Genomic DNA, 20,289 nt, shown 5'->3' with positions numbered 1-20,289 from the left:
CGCCGCCATTCTCACGGCAATCCCTTTTCATAACATAAAGTTAACACTGCCTCGTCATTCACCGCCGGCTCAATTGTCCGATAAACGCACATTTTTTCGATTATCGCCGTTTAACGTCCACCCAGGGGCTGCTTATAGTGATGACACTCAACTACTGCACCGGGGGCACCTCCATGTCGGGAAACAACGCAATCAATGTTCGGGCGCTGATCGACGACCGCCCGTTAGGCAAATGGCAAAAGATGATCGTGCTGCTCGGCTTTTGCATCATTGCTCTGGATGGATTCGATATCGTTATCATGGGATTTATTGCGCCAGAGCTTAAGGCGGATTGGCAAATCACTAACCGCGAACTGGGGCTGGTGATCAGCGCGGCGCTGATTGGCCTGTCGCTGGGCGCGATGCTATCCGGGCCATTGTCAGACAGATTCGGCCGCAAAGTCGTCATCATCAACAGCGTATTCTTTTTTGGCGTTTGGACGCTGGTGACGGCGTTTTCTCAAAATATGGAGCAGATGATGTTATTTCGCCTGCTCACCGGATTGGGGCTCGGCGCCGCCATGCCGAATGTCGGCACCCTGGTGGCGGAGTTCGCGCCCGCCCGACGCCGCGCTTTCTTGATTACCGTGGTTTTCTGCGGCTTCACCTTTGGCGCCGCCTTGGGCGGATTCGCCGCGTCCTGGCTGATGCCGCGCTTCGGCTGGCATGCCGTGCTGCTGCTCGGCGGGATCTTGCCCCTGCTGTTCGCGCCCGTGCTGATGGCGGCGTTACCCGAATCGGTGTGTTTCCTGGTGGCGAAACGGGCAGATCAGGGCGGCATTCAGCGCATTCTGGCGAAACTGGCGCCCGATCGCGATTTTCGACATTCTACCGTCGTTCTGCCCCCGCCGGGCCAGGTCTGCACTCATCCGGTTAAACTGGTGGTAAGCGCACGGTACCGCTTCGGCAGTTTAATGCTGTGGGGCGCGTATTTTAGCGCGCTGTTTCTGTACTACACCTTAGGCAGTTGGCTGCCGCTGCTGATTAAAGACAGCGGTTTCAACATCGCGCAAGCGGCGGTCATCACCGCGCTGTTTCAGGCGGGCGGGACATTAGGATCGCTATTTTCCGGGTGGTTGATGGACAGATCCGAACCGCATCGCGCGTTGGCGTCGATTTATGGGTTGGGGGCGCTGTTCACTCTGCTGATGGGGATGGCGATGGGTTACCCCCTCCTGATGGGCGGCTGCGCGATGGCCATCGGGTTCTGCATCGGGGGCGCCAACACCGGCATGAACGCGTTGTCGGCCAGCTTTTACCCCACCGAAGCGCGAGCCACCGGCTCCAGCTGGATGCACGGCATCGGCCGTTTGGGCGCTATCTTAAGCGCGCTGGCCGGGGCTGAAATGCTGGCGCTCGGTTGGAGCTTCAGCACCATTTTCGCCGTCCTGGCGCTGCCCGCCCTGCTGACGGTGGCGATGATCGTCGCTAAACGGCGTCATCAGGCGCGTCAAGCGACAGAGCATCAATATGCCGCCTATCTGGATGCGCGTTCGAATGATGTTTGATTGCGTCGGGAAATAATCGAGAACAAAGGGGAAGGCGTGTCGGCCTGCAGGGCCGGGGCGCTTTAACTGTGATGGGGATCGTTGAAAGATTTTTTCGTAAGTGATTGAATAATGGCGGAGAGAGGGGGATTTGAACCCCCGGTAGAGTTGCCCCTACTCCAGTTTTCGAGACTGGTCCGTTCAGCCGCTCCGGCATCTCTCCTGACAACGCTTGCTATCATGCCCGCTTTTACGGCATTTTTACAGCATTAGCATACCGCTGAACGTTCAAGTGACGACTTTACGAGCAACCTGATGATTAAATGGCCGTGGAAAGCGACTCAACCTTCTCACCCCGAGGCGGATACCCAGGCACAGTGGCGGGACGCGCTGGCGATCCCGCTGCTCTCGCCGCTGAATGAGCAAGAGCGGCAGCGGCTGGTGGCCGTCGCCGGGCAGATTTTGCAGCAAAAGCGCATCGTGCCGCTGCAGGGGCTGCAGCTCACCTCGCAGATGCAGGCGCGCATCGCCCTGCTGTTCGCCTTGCCTGTGCTGGAGCTGGGCGCGGAGTGCCTCGACGGCTTCAACGAAATTCTGCTCTACCCCACCCCCTTCGTGGTGGAAGACGAATGGCAGGACGAGATCGGCCTGGTGCACTCGGGGCCGGTGGTGCAGTCCGGCCAAAGCTGGGAACAGGGGCCGATCGTGCTCAACTGGCAAGACGTGCAGGACTCTTTCGACCTTTCCGGTTTTAATCTGGTGATCCACGAAGCGGTACACAAGCTGGATATGCGCAACGGCGGCGTCGCCACCGGCGTGCCGCCGATCCCGCTGCGCGAGGTGGCCGCCTGGGAACATGATCTGCACGCCGCGATGGAAAGCCTGCAGGACGAGATCGACATGGTCGGCGAAGAGGCCGCCAGCATGGATGCCTACGCCGCCACCGATGCGGCCGAGTGCTTCGCCGTGCTGTCGGAGTACTTCTTCAGCGCCCCCGAGCTGCTGGCCGAACGCTTCCCGGCGCTGTATCAGCACTTTTGCCGCTTCTACCGCCAGGATCCGCTGGCGCGCCTGCTGCGCGCCCAGGCAGAAAACGACGCGCAATGGGCTGATTGACGGGCTTATTGCTCAGATACCGAGCAGTCGCACCGCCTGGGGCAATTTAGCGTTGACACACCTGGGGCAGCTGGATATGATGCGCCCCGTTCACACGATTCCTCTGTAGTTCAGTCGGTAGAACGGCGGACTGTTAATCCGTATGTCACTGGTTCGAGTCCAGTCAGAGGAGCCATATTTAGAAAAGCCCGCTTAAGGCAACTTAAGCGGGCTTTTTGCTGTTGGGCGTTTACAGCCCGCGCTTTTCCATCAGCAGCGCCAGATCGACCAACCGATTGGAGAAGCCCCATTCGTTGTCATACCAGGCGAGCACCTTCACCAGATTGCCGCCGATCACCAGCGTAGACAAACCGTCGATAATCGACGAGCGCGCATCGCCCCGGTAGTCGCTCGACACCAGCGGCTCATCGCTGTACCCCAGGATCCCTTTCAGCGGGCCGGACGCCGCCGCCGCGCGGAACGCCGCGTTGATCTCCTCCGCCGTCGCCGGGCGTTTCAGCGTCACCGTCAGATCGACGATGGAAACCACCGGCACCGGCACCCGCAGTGAATAACCGGTCAGGCGGCCGTCCAGCTCGGGGATCACCTTGCCGAGCGCCTTGGCCGCACCGCTGGAGTAAGGCACGATAGACTCCGCCGCCGCCCGCGCGCCACGCAGATCTTTTTCCGGCTGATCGTGCAGCGCCTGGCTGTTGGTATAGGCGTGAGTGGTGTTCATCAGCCCGTATTCGATGCCGAACGCCTGATGCAGCACCTGTGCGGCGGGCGCCAGCCCGTTGGTGGTGCAGCTGCCGTTGCTGACCACCTTATGCAGCGCCGGATCGTAGAGGTGATCGTTAACCCCCATCACCAGCGTGATGTCATCGTTCTTGGCCGGCGCCGAGATAATCACCCGCTTGGCGCCGCCGTGCGTGATGTGCACTTCCGCCTTGGCCTTGTCGGTAAAGAAGCCCGTCGCTTCGATCACCACGTCCACGCCCACGCTGTGCCAGGGGATCTCGGCGGGATCGCGCTGCGAAAACACCTGAATCGGCCGGCCGTCCAGCAGCAGCTGGTTGTCGCCGGCTTCGACCCTGGCGGCCAGGGTGCCGGAAAGCGTGTCGTATTTCAGCAGGTGCGCCAGCGTCTTGCTGTCGGTCAGATCGTTGATCGCCACCACTTCAAAATCGCTGCGCCCCAGCGCCGCGCGCAGCACGTTGCGTCCGATCCTGCCGAATCCATTAATGCCTACTCTCACCATGATGCACTCCTCGTTTTGGGCTTTGCCTCAACTCTAGCCCTGCCTCGAAGCGGCGTAAATGACGTTTACCGATCAATTTACGCCAAATTGCGCGCATGAAAGCGTTCGCGGTATTCGCTCGGGGTCAGCTGCAGTTTTCGCTCAAACACCCGCCGCAGGTTAAGGCCGTTGCCAAAGCCGGTGGCCAGGGCGATCTGTTCGATGCCTTGCGCACTCTGCTCCAGGCGCTGTCTGGCGGTATGCAACCGCCCTTCTTCGACGAATTTGGCGGGAGAAATGCCCGTCTCGCGGGTGAACACGCGGGTAAAGTTGCGCGGGCTCATCGCCACGCGTTCGGCCAACCGTTCAACGCTGAGATCGTCGGCGAGATTCTCCAGGATCCAGGACTGCAGGTCGCGGATCGGGCCCGGCGATTTGGCCTGGTTGAGCGGGTAGCGGCTGAACTGCGCCTGCCCGCCGGGGCGGCGCAGAAACATCACCAGATCCTGCGCCACTTCACGCGCCTGCACGAAGCCGTAGTCGTCCTCCACCAGCGCCAGCGTCAGGTCGAAGCCGGAGCTGACGCCGCCGGAGGTCCAAATCGGCCCGTCCTGCACGTAGATCGGGCCGTTTTCGACCTGCACCTGCGGGAAACGCGCCTGCAGCGTTTCCGCCAGTCGCCAGTGGGTGGTCGCCCGCCGTCCGTCCAGCAACCCGGCTTCGGCCAGCAACAGTGCGCCGCCGCAAACGGAGGCGATACGGCGCGTCTGCGGCGCCGCGCGGCGCAGCCAATCCGCCACCAGGGCGCCCTCTTCTTCGCTCGCCCCTTTGCCGGCGACGATCACGGTATCGCGCGGCAGGAACGGATCGAGATCCGCCAGGCGATGGTCGGCCAGCAGGCTCAGGCCTGACAGGCCGTGCACCACTCGGTGAGATTGCGTAGTGGCGACCGCGATCTGATACAGCGGCGTCTCGGCGGCACTCAGGCGATTAGCCTGCATCAGGATATCGGCGATGCCCGCCGCTTCGAACAGCATGCCCCCTTCAGGGACGATAATCAGGAATGTGTGCATGGCGATAATAGAGAGAACGGTCAAAACAGGTCAGGAAGCCACTGTATAAGAAAAGCGCCGCCGGTTCACCCTGCGGGCATAAAAAAGCCCGCCGATAACCCCGACGGGCCTGGAAGGAATAGTCATTTAAATCTGTGGCAGAGTCACCCCGCCGGCGCGCGCCAATTGCGCCAGCAGCGCCGTTTGAAACGCCTCGTCGTGTACCGCCGCGTGAGGCTCGAACCGCTGCTGATGATGCCAATAGCCGCCGGACGCCAGGGCCTGAGGTTCATCGCTGCTCACCAGCCATGCCTGCGTCACATGCCCCAGCGCCAGATCGTCGGGCGCGTCCGCGCCGCCCATTTTGGTCGGCACCCAGCCGGGATCGACCGCGCTGCTGATGACGTCGGGCCACAGGCGCGCCACGGCGGCGGCCAGCGTGGTGACGAACAGCTTGCTGTCCGAATAAGAACCGGCGGCGCCGCCAAGCCAATCTACGCCGTTCAGCTCCGCCACGCCGTCAAAGTGCATACTGCTGCTCAGGTAGACGATACGCTTGGGACGTTCGATCAGGGCCGTCAGCAGGTAGGGCGCTATGACGTTCACCGGCATCACCTGCGGCCCGGTGAACATGCCGGCGTTGTGGATCACCGCGTCCGGACGGCCGAGGCGATTGACCTGCTCGGCAAGCTGCCGAGTCTGCTGCACATCGGACAAATCGCCGATCGCCGCCTGTGCACCGCGATCCAGCAGATCGCGCACCGCGTCCAGACGGCCGGGTGCGCGCGCATGCAGAATCACCTGATGCCCTTCGTCCAACAGCGTTTGCGCGGCGGCGCGGCCCAGCCCGTCCACCGAACCGGTAATGAAAATGCGTGACATGCCATCCTCCGTTTAGCGCCAGCCGAGCGCCGGCGCGACATGGGTTAAAATCGATTCGATGACGTGCGCATTGTAATCCACGCCCAGCTGATTAGGCACGGTCAGCAGCAACGTATCCGCTTCGGCGATGGCCTCGTCCTGCGCCAGCTGTTCGATCAGCGCGTCAGGTTCTGCGGCGTAACTGCGGCCAAAGATCGCCCGGGTTTGCGCATCGATATACCCCAGTTGGTCGCCTTCCTTACCGCTGCCGCCGAAGTAGTTGCGATCCCGCTGATCCACCAGCGCGAAGATGCTGCGGCTGACGGAAACCCGCGGCTCGCGCGCATGGCCCGCCTCTTGCCAGGCCGCGCGATAGGCGCGGATCTGCTTGGCCTGCTGGATATGGAAGGGTTCGCCGGTTTCGTCGTTCTTGAGCGTCGAGCTTTGCAGGTTCATGCCCAGCTTCGCCGCCCAGACGGCGGTGGCGTTCGAACCGGCGCCCCACCAGATGCGGTCGCGCAGCCCGGCGGAAAACGGCTCCGGCCGCAGCAGCCCGGGCGGATTCGGGAACATCGGCTGCGGATTGGGTTCAGCGAACCCTTCGCCGCGCAGCGCTTCCAGGAACACTTCGGTATGGCGGCGGGCCATGTCCGCGTCGGTTTCGCCGTCGGCCGGGGCATAGCCGAAATAGCGCCAGCCGTCGATGACCTGCTCCGGCGAGCCGCGGCTGATGCCGAGCTGCAGCCGCCCGCCGGCGATCAGATCCGCCGCGCCGGCGTCTTCCACCATGTACAGCGGGTTTTCATAGCGCATGTCGATCACGCCGGTGCCGATCTCGATACGTTGGGTTTTGGCGCCGATGGCGGCCAGCAGCGGGAACGGCGATCCCAGCTGACGCGCGAAGTGGTGCACGCGAAAATAGGCGCCGTCCGCCCCCAGATCTTCGGCGGCAACCGCCAGATCGATGGACTGCAGCAGCGCATCCGCTGCGGAACGGGTGCCGGACTGGGCGGAAGGCGTCCAGTGGCCAAACGAGAGAAAACCAATCTTTTTCATCGGGCATCGTCCTCAAAGGCAAAATCATCGGCCTACAGTGACAAAAATCGCGCGCCTTGCGCCAGCAAAATCGCCCCCGATCGCACTAAACGAACCGATTGCCGCCGCGCCGCCCGGCGATTGTAATCAAAAAACAAATGTCGTATAACAGGCAGCTCCGAGGGGTGTCCTGTTACGGGCTGAGATGGCGCAAGCCGAACCCTTTGAACCTGATCTGGGTCATGCCAGCGAAGGGACGGTTAGGCAACCGCGCGATCACCCGTTGCCTGTTCATACCTCAGCGTGCCCGGATCTCCACTGACTCAAGGAGGTCCCATGTCCATCACCACCCTGTTCGAAAGCGGTCTTTACGGCCGGCTGCGCCAACAGGCCGGCAGCCACTGGCAAAATTACGTCGATCACCCGTTTCTGCAGCAGTTGGCCGCCGGCACCTTGCCTGAACGCGCTTTTCGCCGTTACCTGACCCAAGACTACCTGTTCCTGCTGCACTTCGCCCGCGCCTACGCGCTGCTGGTCAGCAAGCTGCGCACCCTGCCGGAAATGCGCGCCGCCACCGCTTCGCTCAACGGCATCGTCGCCGAGCTGCCGCTGCACGTGGCCTACTGCGCCGAATGGGGGCTGAGCGAAGCGCAGATCGCCGCCCAGCCGGAGGCGGCGGAAACCATGAACTACACCCGCTACGTGCTGGACATCGGCCATGCCGGCGACGCCCTCGATCTGCTGGCCGGCCTGCTGCCCTGCGTGGCCGGTTATGCCGAAATCGGCCTGCGGCTGCTGCACGATCCCGCCACCCAAATGGAGGGCAATCCTTACGCCTCCTGGATCCGCAACTACGGCGACGAGGGCTATCTGGCCGGCGTGCACGCCGCCATCGAACTGCTGGAAACCGTCGGCCACCAGCGCGGCGCACAAAGCCGCTTTACCGAGCTGGCGCAGATTTTCACCACCGCCACCCAGCTGGAAGCGGCATTTTGGCAAATGGGGCTGAACGCCTCATGATCTCCCCGCGCCTCCCGCCCGGCATCCAGGTGCGGGATCTCACTCTGCGCTTCGGTCAACAGACGATCTTTGAGCGGCTGAGCTTCGACATCGCCGGCGGCAGCTTCGTCTCCCTGCTCGGCGCCAGCGGCGCCGGCAAAACCAGCCTGCTGAAGATCATCGCCGGGCTGGCGCAGGCCAGCTCGGGTACGGTGAGCGGCAGCGACGGCCTGCCGATCGCCGGGCGCATCGCCTACATGGGGCAAAAAGACCTGCTCTACCCGTGGCTGAGCGTCGAAGACAATGTCGCCCTCGGCTCGCGGCTGCGCGGCGAAGCGCCGGATCGGGCGTGGACCGCGCACCTGCTCGAGCGCGTAGGCCTGGCCGCGCATAGCCGCAGCCTGCCCGCCGCGCTGTCCGGCGGCATGCGCCAGCGCGCCGCCATCGCCCGCACGCTCTACGAACGCCAGCCAATCGTGCTGATGGACGAACCCTTTTCCGCGCTGGACGCCATTACCCGCGCCGAGATCCAGAGCCTGGCCGCCGAGCTGCTGGCGCAAAATACCGTGCTGCTTATCACTCACGATCCGATGGAGGCTTGCCGCCTGAGCCACCGGCTGCTGGTGCTGTCGCCCTGGCCGCTGGGCCTCGACGATACCCACCGCATCAGCGGGCAACCGCCGCGCGCGCCGGATGACGCCGACCTGCTGAAAAGCCAGGCCGAGCTGCTGCTGCAAATGGTGAGGGCAGCGCAATGAATATCGCCAAAGAGCGCGGCTTCACCCGCCTGCGGCGTGGGTTGACGGTCTTCATCGGCCTGCTGCTGCTGTGGTGGCTGGCGGCGCAAAGCGGCATTCCGGCCTTTCTGCTGCCCATGCCGGGCGCGGTGGCGCAGGCGCTGTGGGACGGACGCGGCTATCTCGCCTGGCACACGCTGGTCACCGCTTCGGAGATCGTCAGCGGGCTGGCGCTGGGCGTCTTGCTCGGCGCGGCGCTGGCGCTGTGCATGATCTTCTCGCCGCGCCTGCAGCGCTGGCTGATGCCGCTGGTGCTCACCAGCCAGGCGATACCGGTGTTCGCCCTGGCCCCATTGCTGGTGCTGTGGTTCGGCTTCGGCATGAGCGCCAAGGTGGCGATGGCGGTGCTGGTGATTTTCTTCCCGGTGGTGTCGGCCTTTTTCGACGGGCTGCGCCGGGTCAACAACGACTATCTCGATCTGGCGCGCACGATGCGCGCTTCGCGCTGGGCGCAGCTGCGGCACGTGCGGCTGATGGCGGCGCTGCCGGCCTTCGGCTCCGGCCTGCGCATGGCCGCCGCCGTCGCGCCGATCGGCGCCATCATCGGCGAATGGGTCGGCTCGGCCGAAGGGCTGGGCTACGTGATGCTGAACGCCAACGCGCGCATGCAGACCGACGTCTGCTTCGCCGCGCTGTTTATTTTGGTGCTGATGACCGTGCTGCTGTGGGCCGCGGTGGATGCGCTGCTGCGGCGCCTGATCGCCTGGGCGCCGGAAAACGACTGATGATTGCAATCATAACCAGGGATAAAGGAACGACCATGATCAAACAAACCCTCTGCGGGCTGCTGCTGGGCGCCGCCATCACCGGCCAGGCCGGCGCGGCCGAAAAGCTGACGCTGGTGCTCGACTGGTACATCAACCCCGATCACGCGCCGATTATGGTGGCCGAGCAGATCGGCGCCTTCAAGGCCGCAGGGCTGGACGTCAAGATCGTGCCGCCGTCCGATCCGGCGCTGCCGCCGCGGCTGGTGGCCGCCAAACAGGCCGACCTCGCCATCACCTATCAGCCGCAGCTGCATTTCTTCGCCGATCAGGGCCTGCCGCTGATGCGCGTCGGCACGCTGATCAACACGCCGCTGAATACGGTGATCGCGCTGGATAAAAGCATCACGTCGCCGGCGGATCTCAAGGGCAAAACGGTGGGCTACTCGGTCAGCGGCATCGAACAGGCGACGCTGGCCACCATGGTCGAGCACGAGCACCTCAAGCCGCAGGACATCAAGCTCATCAACGTCAACTTCCAGCTGACCAGCGCCCTGCTGGCGGGCCAGGTCGATGCGGTGATCGGCGGCTACCGCAATATCGAAGCGCTGGAGCTGAAGCTGCAGGGCAAAAAGCCGGTGGTGTTCAACGTCGAAGACTACGGCGTGCCGGCCTACGACGAGCTGATCATCGTCGCCAACCGCGATGCGGTGAACGAGCCGAAAATCCGCAAATTCCTCGCCGCGCTGAAGCAAGGCAGCGACTACCTGCATGCGCACCCGCAGGACACCTGGCTGGCGTTCGCCAAGGCGCACCCGGAGCTGAATACCGAGCTGAACAAACAGGCGTGGCAAGCCAGCCTGCCGCTGTTCGCGCGCGATCCGGCCAAGTTGGATCGGGCCCGCTATGAGGCTTACGAACAGTTCCTGTTCGACAACAAGCTGATCAAGAAAATCACCCCGGTAGACCAGTATGCGGTGGAGCTCGACTGATCACGCCGAGGCGGCCGGCGGCGCCACCGTCACCTCGCCCTGGCCGCTGCGCTGCAAGGCCGCCTTCACCAGCCCGTTGGCCTTGCAGCGTTCGATAAACGCGTTCACGTAGGCGGCGCCCTGCGTTTTTTGCCTCGGCACCGCCATCGCCTGGCGAATGGCGGTGAAATGCCCATCCAGCACTCGGTAGCCGGGATGGGCGGCCGCGGCGGCCAGCAGCGGTTGACGCACGCCGGCCGCCGCCTCCAGCCCGCGTTCGAAAAACAGCGCGATCGCCTCGGCGGAAGTAGCCGCCCGCACCAGCTGCGCCTGCTGCAGCGTGCGCGACAAAAACAGATCGTACGCAGCGCCCTGGCCGACCGCAATGCGCACCTCCGGCCTGTCGAGCTGCGCCACCTCAAAGTAAGGCGCGTCGTTCGCCACCAGGTAAGTCCCCTCAATGATCACGTAGGGTTCGCTGAACGCAATTTGCGCCGCGCGCACCGGCTCGATGGCCATAAACGCCAGATTCCAGGCGCCGCTGTCCAGGTCGGCGAACACCTTGCCGGCCGCGTCATAGGTCACCAGCTCCAGCGCCACGTCCAGTTCGCGAGCCAGCGCGGCGGCCAGCTCCACCGAAGCGCCTTGCGGTTTACCGCCGGGCCCGGCCTGCGCCAGCACCGGATTGCCGAGATTGATCGCCGCGCGCAACACGCCTTGCGGGGCCAGATCGTCGAGTACCGCTGCGGAAATCGTCTGCATACTTCCTCCTGAATGGCTGATGGACGCGCCGTCGTGGCGCTCATTAAGCGTAGAGCGAAAGCTCCGACCAGCAAGATTTCGCCGCCGCGGCCGCCGCCGACGTGATTAACGTCACACTATTGTCATAAAAATGTACAATAGCCGCCGACCGTCGGCCGGAGCGGGACATCGCGCGTTGTTCCGCCGCCGACAATAGGCTATACCCTTCACTTTTCGCGCTGCGGCACGGTCGGCGGCGCAGACCAGGGCAGCAACGTTTTTTTCCAATCAGACAAGGTTTGGCGGATGGTTCTCGCAGTCGTTTCGTTTGTTCTTTTTTTGGCGTCGATCTTGATTTATCGCACCCGGGCCGCCGCCAACCGCTGGTGGTTCGCCATTCTGCTAACGCTGCTCGGCAGCTATCTGGTGCTGAACGTCATTCTGATCGCCAGCAACTACTTCACCGGCGACGGCATCACCGATGCGGTGATCTACACCGTCACCAGCAGCCTCAAAGGCGCGGGCATCAGCAAATACGTGCTGCCGTTCATCGGCCTGCTGGCGGCGCTGGGGCTTATCTTCGCGGTGCTGGCCCGCAGCCTGCTGCGCCGCAAGGCCAAAGGCAGCAGCGTGGCCTACAGCCTCGTCGCCGTGCTGCTGGCGCTGTTCTCGGTCGGCACCACCCCGGCGTTTCAGGACATCTCGCTGCTGGTCAAGAGCCAGATCGTCGGCGATACCGCCGATTTCACCACCTACTACAACGCGCCGAAAAAGACCGTGCAGGGCAAACGGCCGAATCTGGTGTACATCTATGCCGAGAGCCTGGAGCGCACCTACTTCGATACCGAGCTGTTTCCCGGCCTGGCCGACGAGCTGAACGCCCTGCGCGCAGACAGCATCGATTTCAGCAACACCCAGCAATTGCCGGGCACCGGTTACACCATCGCCGGCATGGTCGCCTCACAGTGCGGCATTCCGCTGTTCGCGCCCTTCGACGGCAACGCCTCCAGCGCGGTCTCCACCTTCTACCCGGAGAACGTCTGCCTGGGCGACGTGCTGAAGGCCGCCGGCTACAGCAACTCTTTCTATCAGGGCGCCGAGCTGGCGTTCGCCGGTAAAGACACCTTCCTGAAATCCCACGGCTTCGACCACGTTTACGGTTTCAAAGAGCTGCGCGATCAGATCGCCGATCCGAGCTACAAAAACGACTGGGGCTGGTACGACGACAGCGTGCTGGACGTGGTGTACGGCAAGTTTGTCGAGCTGTCCAAACAGCGCCAGCCGTTCTCGCTGTTTACCCTGACCGTCGATACCCATCACCCGGACGGTTTTATCTCCGCCGGCTGCAGCAAGAAAAGCTACGCCTGGCAGAACAAGGAAAACCGCTCGCTGAGCGCGGTGGCCTGCAGCCAGCAACACATCGCCGCGCTGATCGACAAAATCAAACGCTCGCCCTATTTCAGCAACACCGTGATCGTGGTGTCCTCCGATCATCTGGCGATGAACAACACCGCCTACGACATCCTGACCAAACAGAAGCGCCGCAACCTGTTCTTTATCATCGACGGCACCCGGCCGCAGGCGGAGCAGCGCAACGAGAAACGCAGCACGCTGGATAACGGCGCCACGGTGCTGGACGTGATGGGCGGTGACAACTATATCGGCCTCGGCCGCAGCAGCCTGTCGGCGCCGTCGCTGTCTACGGTGTTCCTGAATATCGAAGAGAAAATCAACGGCTGGAAACCGGCGGTGATCAATCAGTGGGGCCTGCCGAACCGCATCAGCGACTACAGCGTGGACACGCGCCAGCGCAGCTTCAGCTTCTCCGGCGTCACCTACAAGGTGCCGTTCATCCTGCAGGTGGGCGACAACCGCATCGAACCGATGTTCAACGTCTACCTCTCCACCCCGCTGCGCAAGCAGCTGGCCGGGCTGGGGGCGGGGGAGAAATTCGTCTGGGTCGATAAATGCTACGAGATCGGCCGGGTCTGGGCGCCGCAGCTGGCGCTGAGCACCGACATCTGCGTGGCCTCCGGCACCCTGGCCTCGCCGCCGCAGATCGTGCAGGCCAGCGGCGAGCGCTTCCGCGGCAAGGTGAACTTTACCGGCCCGGCGGCGGACAGCGTCGCCGATTACCAAAACGCCGTCGCCCGCCTGCAGGTGGACGACGCGGCGATGAAGTACCGGGCGGACGCCATCGAGTTCATGCTGCCCGGCATGCCGGAACAGGTGAAAGCCATTACCGGCGTCTCCGCCGTCGAGGAGTGGGGCCGCTGGTCCGACGCCAACCTGGCGCCGGCGGTCGACATCGATTATGTCGATCCGCTGCCGAAAAGCTTCGATCTGGTGCTGCGCGCCCGCGCCTACGGCAACAACGTCGGCGAACCGATTTCGGTGCGCGTCGGCGACGAAGAGCGCTTCGTGTCGCTCGGCGAGCAGGACAGCACCGTCACCCTGCGTTTCGACAACCCGCGTGGCGCGCAGAAGATCAGCATTACCCCGCCGGCACCGACCGAGCCGAAAGAGAGCGCCAGCGGCGGCTTCACGCCGAAGAAGCTGGGCATCGGCCTGGTATCGCTGAAGGTCGAAGCGGCCGCTCCCGCCTCCTGATCCCCCCGCCTTCACGGGCGCGGTAATTTCTTTGCCGTGCCCGTCATTTCGACCAAGCTTTTACGCCCTGCTTCGGCTAACCTGTGACGGTGAAACGCCGCCAATCCCGCCCCAGAGCCGGGACATCGAAGGAGAAAGTATGAGCTATGCCCCACCTCGCAGCGGCCTCAGCGCCGATCAGGCACTCGATCAACTGGAAGCCTTGTATGACGCCGCGGTAGACGCGCTGCGGCAGGCGGTCAGTGACTTTATCAGCCACGGCACCCTGCCGGACCCGCAGGCGCGCGCCGCCGGGCTGTTCGTGTATCCCGAGCTGCGCGTCAGCTGGGACGGGCAGCAGTCCGGCCCGAACAAAACCCGCGCCTTCGGCCGCTTTACCCATCCCGGCAGCTACAGCACCACCGTGACCCGGCCGCAGCTGTTCCGCCACTATCTGGCCGAACAGCTGGCGATGCTGGAACACGACTACGCCGCCCATATCGAAGTGGCGCCGTCGCAGCAGGAGATCCCGTTCCCTTATGTGATCGACGGCTCCAGCCTGGCGCTCGATCGCTCAATGAGCGCCGGTATCGCGCAGCATTTCCCCACCACCGAGCTGGCGCAGATCGGTGACGAGACCGCCGACGGCCTGTATCACACCACCGACAACCATTTCCCGCTGTCGCATTTCGATGCGCTGCGCGCGGATTTCTCGCTGGCGCGTCTGCGGCACTACACCGGCACCCCGGTGGAGCATTTCCAGCCGTTCGTGCTGTTCACCAACTACACCCGCTATGTGGACGAGTTCGTGCGCTGGGCCTGCGCGCAGATCGCCGATCCGGCCAGCCCGTACATCGCGCTCTCCAGCGCCGGCGGTACCTACATCACGCCGGAAACCAGCGCGCCCGAACAGGCGGTGTCCGATCTGGCGTGGAAAAACCACCAGATGCCGGCCTATCACCTGATCTCGCGCACCGGCCAAGGGATCACGCTGATCAACATCGGCGTCGGCCCGTCCAACGCCAAAACCATCTGCGATCACCTGGCGGTGCTGCGCCCGAGCGCCTGGCTGATGATCGGCCACTGCGGCGGCCTGCGCGAAAGCCAGAAGATCGGCGATTACGTGCTGGCCCACGCCTATCTGCGCGACGATCACGTGCTGGATGCGGTGCTGCCGCCGGATATCCCGATCCCGAGCATCGCCGAGGTGCAGCGAGCTCTGTACGACGCCACCAAGATGGTCAGCGGCATGCCCGGTGAAGAGGTCAAACAGCGTTTGCGCACCGGCACCGTGGTCACCACCGACGATCGCAACTGGGAGCTGCGTTACTCCGCTTCGGCGCGCCGCTTCAACCTCAGCCGCGCGGTGGCGGTCGACATGGAGAGCGCCACCATCGCCGCTCAGGGTTACCGCTTCCGGGTGCCGTACGGCACGCTGCTGTGCGTCTCCGACAAACCGCTGCACGGTGAAATAAAACTGCCGGGCCAGGCCAACCGCTTCTATGAAGGGGCAATCTCCGAGCACCTGCAGATCGGCATCTGCGCCATCGATCTGTTGCGCGCCGAGGGCGATCGCCTGCACTCGCGCAAGCTGCGCACCTTCAACGAACCGCCGTTCCGATAACGGTGCTCAGGCCCGCTGCGGCGGGCCGTTTTTTCCTCAACGCACCAGCGCCAGCGCGCGCTTCTCCTGGCTGCGGCCACCGGCGATCGACAGCAGCAGGTCTTTCACCAGCAGCGCCGGGGCGGACAGCGACTGTTGGCCCGACATGCACAGCGACAGCGGCACCGACATCGTCGGCGCATTGATGCGCGCCATCCAGGCCTTGGCCGGGCCGATCATCGCGCGCGCCACCGACTCCGGCAATACGGTCGCCCCCAACCCGCCGGCGATCGCGGCGCTCAGCGCACCCGAGGATTCAATCTCCCCCACCACGTTGACAGCCAGCTTGCGCAGCGCCATCGCCTCCTCCAGTTGGTTGCGCACCGCATCCCCCTCGCGCGGCAGGAACAGGTTCAGCCGCGCCACGTCCAGCAGCTCGACGCTGTTGCCGGGATGCGGCACCGCGCGCGTCGCCACCAGATAGAGATCCTCTCGCATCAGCGCGACGGTGTGCAGACCGGCGGGCATTTTGGCGCCGTAGACCATCGCCATGTCCAGCGTCTGGTTGGCCACCTGTCCGGCCAGCGCCGCGCCGCTGTTTTCATGCAGGCTGAGCAAAATGCCCGGCTGCTGATCGCGCAAGGTTTGCAGCAGCGGCAGCGCCAGCTGCGCCGCGGTGCTCCCCGACGCCAACCCGAGAGACACCTGGCCGCTCATCGCCTGCCCGGCGCTGTTGACCGCGCTCTGCGCCTGCTCGCACTGGCGCAAAATGGTTTGCGCGTGGGCATACAGAATGTTGCCGGCCTCGGTCGGCTGCACCCCGCGCTTGGTGCGGATCAGCAGCTGTTGCTTCAGCTCCCCCTCCAGCGTCGCCAACTGCTGGCTGAGCGCCGGCTGGGCGATATGCAACACCTCCGCCGCCTGGGTCAGGCTGCCGACATCGACGATTTTCACGAAGTACTTCAGACGTCTGAGATTCATAGTGCCTCCAGCGAGCCGCTAAATTGAGAATGCCGAAATCCGGTCATGCAACCGCAGCAAGATCCAGGCCAGAGTCGTCAAAAGGCCAAAAACGGCGGCAAATGGCCGATTATCGGGCGAGACGCGCCACAACGCAGGGCACGCGTTGCACCACCGGCAGGCAACGGCGCCGCCTCAGCGGGCAATCCGGCGGCGCTGCGCGCGGGATAAGCGATAAAAGCGAGAAAAAGCAGCAGGTTGGGCAATCTTGCAGCAAACGCGCGCGCCGGGCGTTTTCGCGCTTTACAAGCCGCAACCGCCCCGCTATTATTCGCCCCGTTCACACGATTCCTCTGTAGTTCAGTCGGTAGAACGGCGGACTGTTAATCCGTATGTCACTGGTTCGAGTCCAGTCAGAGGAGCCATATTTAGAGAAGCCCGCTCAGGGAAACCCGAGCGGGCTTTTTGCCTTTCAGCCGCCGTCAAAAGCTGCGTTTCGCCACCAGATAGGCGCCCGCCACCAGCAACAAGGCGCCGAACAGCGCCGGCAGATTCTCGCGCAGCGCCGCCGGGCCGGCGCGGTAGACGTCCACCAACAGCCCCATGCACAGCTGGCTGGCGACCAGGATCGAGATGGTGGCCGCCGCGCCCAGTTTTTGGTAGCCCAGGATGCCGGCGAACACGAACAGCGATCCCAGCAGCCCCGGCAGCAGCATCCACCACCTGGCGGCGCCGGTCACTTCCGTCACCGCGCCGAGGCCGTTTTTGGCCAGCAGCAACCCCACCAGCAGCAACAAACCGACGCTGGAGTTGATCACCAGCGTGATAAGGATGGTCGAGACGCTTTCGGTGATGCGCACCATCAGCAGATTCTGCACCACCAGCCCCATCCCCGCCGCAATCAGCAGTAACAGCATATTCATCGCCCTGTCTCCCGGGATCAGCGCGCGGGCGGCGTCGCCCGTTCGTCGAGCCTCAGTTGCAGGAACGTCAGATCCAACCATTGGCCGAATTTGGCGCCCACCTGTTCCATGCGCCCCACGTCGCGGAATCCCAGCGCCAGATGCAGCTTAATCGAGGCCTGATTGCCGGATTCGATGCCGGCCACCATCACATGTTTGCCGATTTCCCGCGCCCGTGCGATCAGCGCCAGCAGCAGCGCCTTGCCAATCCCTGCGCCGCGATGCGCCTGATGGACATACACCGAATGTTCCACGGTGTGGCGATAACCGTCCCAGGCGCGCCAGTCGCCGAACGACGCGTAGCCGATCGCCTCGTCCTCGGCGTTCACCGCCACCAGCACCGGGTAACCCGCCGCCTGCCGTTCGCCGATCCACGCCGCGCGGTTGGCCGCATCCACGGTTTGTTCATTCCAGATGGCGGTGCTGTTCAACACCGCGTCGTTATAGATAGCGGCAATCGCCGCGCTATCGTTGAACGTCGCATTTCGTATAATCATGGTTTACCCCGGCCAATTGTCCACTATAATACTACGATATGAATATTAAATTAGACAATCTAAATCAGCTGATCGGCGCACGCATTCGCATTGAACGCGAAGCGCGCCACTGGTCGCTGTCCGATTTGGCCGAACGGGCTGGCGTCTCACGGGCGATGGTTCATAAGATCGAACGCGGCGAGAGCAGCCCGACGGCGATGCTGTTGGGCAGACTGGCGGGCGCGTTCGGCCTCAGCATGTCCAAGCTGATCGCCCGAGCGGAAACGCAGGAAGGCCGGCTGCTGCGCCGGGAAGATCAGCCGGTCTGGGTCGATCCCGAGAGCGGTTACGTGCGGCGCCACGTGTCGCCCCGCACCGATTTGCCGCTCGATCTGGTGCGCATCGAACTGCCGGCCGGCGCGGCGATCCCGATGCCGGCTTCGGTGTACGCGTTCAAACGTCAGCTGATCTGGGTCTTATCCGGCGCACTGGTCTTTATCGAGGGTGACGCGCGCCATGAGATGGCCGAGGGAGACTGCCTGGAGCTCGGCCCGCCAGCGGACTGCCGATTTGAAAATCAGAGCGACCAACCGTGCGTGTATATGGTGGCAGTGCTGAGCGCCGCCTGACGGCCGTCTGCCCTAACCCTGCGCCGGGCGGTTATAGCCGGCGCGGAAAAACTTCTCCGCCAACCGGCTGTCGCCGCCGGAGAAGAACTCGCTCATCGGCTCGCTGCCAAGCCCATAGGCGCGGCTGAGCTGCCCGGCCTCGAACGCCGCCCGGTTCTCGTCGCCGCAGCGCTGCGCCAAATGGTGCGCATAGCCGAGCACGAAACCGCGCTTGTAGTCGGAGCAAAAGCGCGACAGCTCCGCCTCGGGTTTCAGGTTGTCCGCTTTTAATCCCGCCAACAGCCCTTTGCCAAAATGATCCCCCATCGGTTCCTCCTTATCACGCGATCGCTATATAACAAAATATACAGCGAATGGGCGAACGCGAACATACTCCCTAAGTTTTACTCGCCGCATAAAAAAGGCCCGCCAAGCGGGCCTCGGCGAGAACGCGCGATCACAGCGTGAAATTCAGCCCTTCGCTGACGGTGTTGCCCAGCGGCAGGCGGCCCGACGGCGCTTCTTTCTCCTGCAGGAAATCCGGCAGGCGGGATTTGTCGCCCGGTTTGCCGATCGCCACCATGGCGTGCACCGCATAGTCGTCCGGCAGCTGCAGCGCCGCCTTAATCTTGTCGTGGTGAATGCCGCTCATGCAGTGGGTCAGCCAGCCTTTCAGGTGCGCCTGATGCGCCAGGTTGGCCCAGGCGGCGCCGGTGTCGAACGCGTGGGTCGGGTTGTCCACCAGCCGCTCGCCGTTCAGGCTGGTGGTTTTGGAGACGATCACCACCAGCGCCGAAGCGTGTTGCGCCCAGCCGCGGTTGAAATCGATCAGGAACTCCAGGTAGTTCTCCCAGCTGTCGGAGCCGTGCTTGCTGTAGGCAAAGCGCCACGGCTGAATGTTGTAGGCCGAAGGCGACCAGCGCGCCGCTTCAAAGAAGCTCAGCAGCGTTTGATCGTCGATGGCGTCGTTGGTCATCGCGCGCGGCGACCAGCGCTCGATAAATTGCGCATCAATCGGGTAATCGGAGATTCTTGGCTGGCTCATGATAGGTTCTCGCAGTGAAGTAAAAACAAAAGTTCGCTGATATTCCCACAGCTTAGGACGGTAAAACTTTTATTTCGTGCCATTGTCCTGCGGCAATTCCTGCTGCAGCCAGGCCAGAAACGCCCTGACCGGCGGATGCCGCTCGCGCCCCGGCGCGCACAGCACGCTGTATGCGGCGCCCGGTACGCGCACCTCGGGCCGGTACGCCGCCAGCAGGCCGTTGTCCACCATCTCGGACACCATCACCGAACTGGCGAGCACCCACCCTTGCCCGGCCACCGCCGCCTGCAGGGCGTAATGCTCCTCGTGATAGCTGCGCATCGCCGCATGGCGCCGCCACCAATCGACCCCGGCGGCCCGGCACCAGTCATGCCAGCCGCTGTCGTACAGCGCCGAATCCCCCCACTTGACGGTGATCAGCACCGGATTTTCCGGCTCGGCGGCGGCCAGCCCCGGCGCGGCGTAGACGCCAAAGCTTTCCTCCAGCCGCGCCGCCTGATGCAGCGCGGGATAGTGCGCGCGGCTGTAGCGCACCGCCACGTCCACGCTGGCGTCTTGCTGCAGATCGATCACCTCGGCGCAGGCCTCCAGGCGCACCAGATAGTGCGGATACGCCTGATAGAAGCGCCCCAGGCGCGGCACCAGCCACAGCGCCGCGAACGAGTGCGTCACCGAAACGCACAGCGATCCTGCGCTGGGCTGCGGCCGCAGGCCTTCGAGCGTGGCGGCGACGTCCAGCAGCGCGCCGTGCACCCCGGCAAACAGCGTTTCCCCCTTCGGTGTCAGCCGCACGCCGCGCGGCACCCGCTCGAACAGCGCAAACCCCAACTGCTGCTCCAGCGCTTTGATCTGGTGTGATATCGCCGTCGGCGTCACCGCCAGTTCGGCCGCCGCCAGCTTGAAGCTGCGCAGGCGAGCGGCGGATTCGAAGGTGCGTAATGCGTTGACGGGCAGCGTGGCGAACATGGCGAAGCCTCTCCAGGTGAGTTGAATTCATCCTGGCAGAAAAGCCGTCATTTGTCGCC

20 protein-coding genes, 3 tRNA genes and 1 riboswitch are annotated in these 20,289 nt (G+C 63.8%); of the genes, 11 read left to right on the top strand and 12 right to left on the bottom strand.

What is annotated here, in order from left to right; translation table 11 throughout:
- The first annotated feature begins 173 nt into the window (after positions 1–173).
- Entirely contained in the window at positions 174–1,547 is a 1,374-nt protein-coding gene (locus ACJ8M3_RS02165) for an MFS transporter (RefSeq protein WP_046687396.1), read from the top strand.
- A gap of 112 nt (positions 1,548–1,659) precedes the next feature.
- Here the strand turns inward: ACJ8M3_RS02165 and ACJ8M3_RS02160 are convergent.
- Positions 1,660–1,749 (bottom strand) — tRNA-Ser (locus tag ACJ8M3_RS02160).
- A gap of 92 nt (positions 1,750–1,841) precedes the next feature.
- Here ACJ8M3_RS02160 and mtfA point away from each other — a divergent pair.
- Together mtfA and ACJ8M3_RS02150 are read left to right on the top strand one after the other, a co-directional pair.
- Entirely contained in the window at positions 1,842–2,642 is an 801-nt protein-coding gene (gene mtfA / locus ACJ8M3_RS02155; RefSeq protein ID WP_033643675.1) for a DgsA anti-repressor MtfA, read from the top strand.
- Between the two features lie 99 nt (positions 2,643–2,741).
- A tRNA-Asn gene (locus ACJ8M3_RS02150) sits at positions 2,742–2,817 on the top strand.
- 54 nt (positions 2,818–2,871) lie between these two features.
- Here the strand turns inward: ACJ8M3_RS02150 and gap are convergent.
- From gap to ACJ8M3_RS02130, 4 genes are all read right to left on the bottom strand, one after another.
- Entirely contained in the window at positions 2,872–3,882 is a 1,011-nt protein-coding gene (gene gap / locus ACJ8M3_RS02145) for a type I glyceraldehyde-3-phosphate dehydrogenase (protein WP_046896470.1), read from the bottom strand.
- A 77-nt stretch (positions 3,883–3,959) separates the two neighbouring features.
- Complete coding sequence (locus tag ACJ8M3_RS02140) at positions 3,960–4,934, bottom strand: GlxA family transcriptional regulator (protein WP_033651909.1); 975 nt, start codon at positions 4,932–4,934, stop codon at positions 3,960–3,962.
- 126 nt (positions 4,935–5,060) lie between these two features.
- On the bottom strand, positions 5,061–5,795 hold the full coding sequence (locus tag ACJ8M3_RS02135) for an SDR family NAD(P)-dependent oxidoreductase (RefSeq protein ID WP_033651818.1): 735 nt from the start codon (positions 5,793–5,795) through the stop codon (positions 5,061–5,063).
- 12 nt (positions 5,796–5,807) lie between these two features.
- Complete coding sequence (locus tag ACJ8M3_RS02130) at positions 5,808–6,830, bottom strand: LLM class flavin-dependent oxidoreductase (RefSeq protein WP_042784962.1); 1,023 nt, start codon at positions 6,828–6,830, stop codon at positions 5,808–5,810.
- A gap of 150 nt (positions 6,831–6,980) precedes the next feature.
- A riboswitch (TPP riboswitch) is annotated at positions 6,981–7,083 on the top strand.
- 62 nt (positions 7,084–7,145) lie between these two features.
- Here ACJ8M3_RS02130 and ACJ8M3_RS02125 point away from each other — a divergent pair.
- Genes ACJ8M3_RS02125 through ACJ8M3_RS02110 form a run of 4 tightly spaced genes read left to right on the top strand, consistent with a single transcriptional unit; the run spans position 7,146 to position 10,301 of the window.
- Positions 7,146–7,829, top strand: coding sequence for a TenA family protein (locus tag ACJ8M3_RS02125; protein ID WP_089194926.1), 684 nt, complete (start codon positions 7,146–7,148; stop codon positions 7,827–7,829).
- Positions 7,826–8,566, top strand: a complete 741-nt coding sequence (locus tag ACJ8M3_RS02120; protein WP_046896467.1) for an ABC transporter ATP-binding protein — start codon at positions 7,826–7,828, stop codon at positions 8,564–8,566. The genes ACJ8M3_RS02125 and ACJ8M3_RS02120 overlap by 4 nt, the downstream gene beginning before the upstream one ends.
- Positions 8,563–9,330: an ABC transporter permease gene (locus ACJ8M3_RS02115; RefSeq protein WP_089197206.1), complete on the top strand. Its 768-nt coding sequence runs from the start codon at positions 8,563–8,565 to the stop codon at positions 9,328–9,330. The genes ACJ8M3_RS02120 and ACJ8M3_RS02115 overlap by 4 nt, the downstream gene beginning before the upstream one ends.
- A 35-nt stretch (positions 9,331–9,365) precedes the next feature.
- Positions 9,366–10,301, top strand: coding sequence for an ABC transporter substrate-binding protein (locus ACJ8M3_RS02110; protein WP_089197207.1), 936 nt, complete (start codon positions 9,366–9,368; stop codon positions 10,299–10,301).
- On the opposite strand, the gene ACJ8M3_RS02105 is transcribed toward ACJ8M3_RS02110, so the two are convergent.
- On the bottom strand, positions 10,302–11,042 hold the full coding sequence (locus tag ACJ8M3_RS02105) for a transporter substrate-binding domain-containing protein (protein ID WP_033651824.1): 741 nt from the start codon (positions 11,040–11,042) through the stop codon (positions 10,302–10,304).
- A 285-nt stretch (positions 11,043–11,327) separates the two neighbouring features.
- Between ACJ8M3_RS02105 and opgB the strand changes: the two genes are divergently transcribed.
- Entirely contained in the window at positions 11,328–13,631 is a 2,304-nt protein-coding gene (gene opgB / locus ACJ8M3_RS02100) for a phosphatidylglycerol--membrane-oligosaccharide glycerophosphotransferase (protein WP_442514599.1), read from the top strand.
- A gap of 139 nt (positions 13,632–13,770) precedes the next feature.
- Positions 13,771–15,234: an AMP nucleosidase gene (locus ACJ8M3_RS02095; protein ID WP_033643685.1), complete on the top strand. Its 1,464-nt coding sequence runs from the start codon at positions 13,771–13,773 to the stop codon at positions 15,232–15,234.
- A 36-nt stretch (positions 15,235–15,270) separates the two neighbouring features.
- On the opposite strand, the gene nac is transcribed toward ACJ8M3_RS02095, so the two are convergent.
- The gene (nac, locus tag ACJ8M3_RS02090) at positions 15,271–16,194 is read right to left on the bottom strand and encodes a nitrogen assimilation transcriptional regulator NAC (RefSeq protein ID WP_033643686.1); all 924 of its coding nucleotides are present in this window, start codon (positions 16,192–16,194) and stop codon (positions 15,271–15,273) included.
- A 328-nt stretch (positions 16,195–16,522) separates the two neighbouring features.
- On the opposite strand from nac, the gene ACJ8M3_RS02085 reads away from it, so the two are divergent.
- Positions 16,523–16,598 (top strand) — tRNA-Asn (locus ACJ8M3_RS02085).
- Between the two features lie 57 nt (positions 16,599–16,655).
- Here ACJ8M3_RS02085 and ACJ8M3_RS02080 read toward each other — a convergent pair.
- On the bottom strand, positions 16,656–17,096 hold the full coding sequence (locus ACJ8M3_RS02080) for a DMT family transporter (RefSeq protein ID WP_033643687.1): 441 nt from the start codon (positions 17,094–17,096) through the stop codon (positions 16,656–16,658).
- A 17-nt stretch (positions 17,097–17,113) separates the two neighbouring features.
- Entirely contained in the window at positions 17,114–17,632 is a 519-nt protein-coding gene (locus tag ACJ8M3_RS02075; protein WP_072627357.1) for a GNAT family N-acetyltransferase, read from the bottom strand.
- A 38-nt stretch (positions 17,633–17,670) separates the two neighbouring features.
- Here ACJ8M3_RS02075 and ACJ8M3_RS02070 point away from each other — a divergent pair, with 38 nt between their 5' ends.
- Positions 17,671–18,240 carry a helix-turn-helix domain-containing protein gene (locus tag ACJ8M3_RS02070; RefSeq protein WP_033643689.1) on the top strand — a complete coding sequence of 190 codons (570 nt, stop codon included), beginning with the start codon at positions 17,671–17,673 and terminating at the stop codon, positions 18,238–18,240.
- 12 nt (positions 18,241–18,252) lie between these two features.
- Here ACJ8M3_RS02070 and ACJ8M3_RS02065 read toward each other — a convergent pair whose 3' ends face one another.
- From ACJ8M3_RS02065 to ACJ8M3_RS02055, 3 genes are all read right to left on the bottom strand, one after another.
- Positions 18,253–18,546, bottom strand: a complete 294-nt coding sequence (locus ACJ8M3_RS02065) for a DUF2623 family protein (RefSeq protein WP_033643690.1) — start codon at positions 18,544–18,546, stop codon at positions 18,253–18,255.
- A gap of 130 nt (positions 18,547–18,676) precedes the next feature.
- Positions 18,677–19,264, bottom strand: a complete 588-nt coding sequence (locus tag ACJ8M3_RS02060; protein WP_033643691.1) for a nitroreductase family protein — start codon at positions 19,262–19,264, stop codon at positions 18,677–18,679.
- A gap of 69 nt (positions 19,265–19,333) precedes the next feature.
- Positions 19,334–20,230 (bottom strand): LysR substrate-binding domain-containing protein, encoded by an 897-nt coding sequence (locus tag ACJ8M3_RS02055; protein ID WP_033643692.1) that lies wholly within the window; start codon positions 20,228–20,230, stop codon positions 19,334–19,336.
- Between the last annotated feature and the right edge of the window lie 59 nt (positions 20,231–20,289).

Origin of the sequence: Serratia sp. CY55921 (assembly GCF_052167655.1) — a bacterium.
GTDB lineage: Bacteria > Pseudomonadota > Gammaproteobacteria > Enterobacterales > Enterobacteriaceae > Serratia > Serratia ureilytica.
Note: the sequence above shows the minus strand (reverse complement) of the source record. Positions and strands in the feature narration are given on the sequence as shown.

Excerpts from the sequence above, each read along its gene's own strand:
- gap (WP_046896470.1), bottom strand. The coding sequence starts at position 3,882 with ATGGTGAGAGTAGGCATTAATGGATTCGGCAGGATCGGACGCAACGTG.
- ACJ8M3_RS02055 (WP_033643692.1), bottom strand. The coding sequence starts at position 20,230 with ATGTTCGCCACGCTGCCCGTCAACGCATTACGCACCTTCGAATCCGCC.
- ACJ8M3_RS02075 (WP_072627357.1), bottom strand. The coding sequence starts at position 17,632 with ATGATTATACGAAATGCGACGTTCAACGATAGCGCGGCGATTGCCGCT.
- ACJ8M3_RS02140 (WP_033651909.1), bottom strand. The coding sequence starts at position 4,934 with ATGCACACATTCCTGATTATCGTCCCTGAAGGGGGCATGCTGTTCGAA.
- ACJ8M3_RS02105 (WP_033651824.1), bottom strand. The coding sequence starts at position 11,042 with ATGCAGACGATTTCCGCAGCGGTACTCGACGATCTGGCCCCGCAAGGC.
- ACJ8M3_RS02120 (WP_046896467.1), top strand. The coding sequence starts at position 7,826 with ATGATCTCCCCGCGCCTCCCGCCCGGCATCCAGGTGCGGGATCTCACT.
- ACJ8M3_RS02135 (WP_033651818.1), bottom strand. The coding sequence starts at position 5,795 with ATGTCACGCATTTTCATTACCGGTTCGGTGGACGGGCTGGGCCGCGCC.
- ACJ8M3_RS02125 (WP_089194926.1), top strand. The coding sequence starts at position 7,146 with ATGTCCATCACCACCCTGTTCGAAAGCGGTCTTTACGGCCGGCTGCGC.
- opgB (WP_442514599.1), top strand. The coding sequence starts at position 11,328 with ATGGTTCTCGCAGTCGTTTCGTTTGTTCTTTTTTTGGCGTCGATCTTG.
- nac (WP_033643686.1), bottom strand. The coding sequence starts at position 16,194 with ATGAATCTCAGACGTCTGAAGTACTTCGTGAAAATCGTCGATGTCGGC.
- mtfA (WP_033643675.1), top strand. The coding sequence starts at position 1,842 with ATGATTAAATGGCCGTGGAAAGCGACTCAACCTTCTCACCCCGAGGCG.
- ACJ8M3_RS02115 (WP_089197206.1), top strand. The coding sequence starts at position 8,563 with ATGAATATCGCCAAAGAGCGCGGCTTCACCCGCCTGCGGCGTGGGTTG.
- ACJ8M3_RS02130 (WP_042784962.1), bottom strand. The coding sequence starts at position 6,830 with ATGAAAAAGATTGGTTTTCTCTCGTTTGGCCACTGGACGCCTTCCGCC.
- ACJ8M3_RS02080 (WP_033643687.1), bottom strand. The coding sequence starts at position 17,096 with ATGAATATGCTGTTACTGCTGATTGCGGCGGGGATGGGGCTGGTGGTG.
- ACJ8M3_RS02070 (WP_033643689.1), top strand. The coding sequence starts at position 17,671 with ATGAATATTAAATTAGACAATCTAAATCAGCTGATCGGCGCACGCATT.
- ACJ8M3_RS02095 (WP_033643685.1), top strand. The coding sequence starts at position 13,771 with ATGAGCTATGCCCCACCTCGCAGCGGCCTCAGCGCCGATCAGGCACTC.
- ACJ8M3_RS02110 (WP_089197207.1), top strand. The coding sequence starts at position 9,366 with ATGATCAAACAAACCCTCTGCGGGCTGCTGCTGGGCGCCGCCATCACC.
- ACJ8M3_RS02165 (WP_046687396.1), top strand. The coding sequence starts at position 174 with ATGTCGGGAAACAACGCAATCAATGTTCGGGCGCTGATCGACGACCGC.
- ACJ8M3_RS02065 (WP_033643690.1), bottom strand. The coding sequence starts at position 18,546 with ATGGGGGATCATTTTGGCAAAGGGCTGTTGGCGGGATTAAAAGCGGAC.
- ACJ8M3_RS02060 (WP_033643691.1), bottom strand. The coding sequence starts at position 19,264 with ATGAGCCAGCCAAGAATCTCCGATTACCCGATTGATGCGCAATTTATC.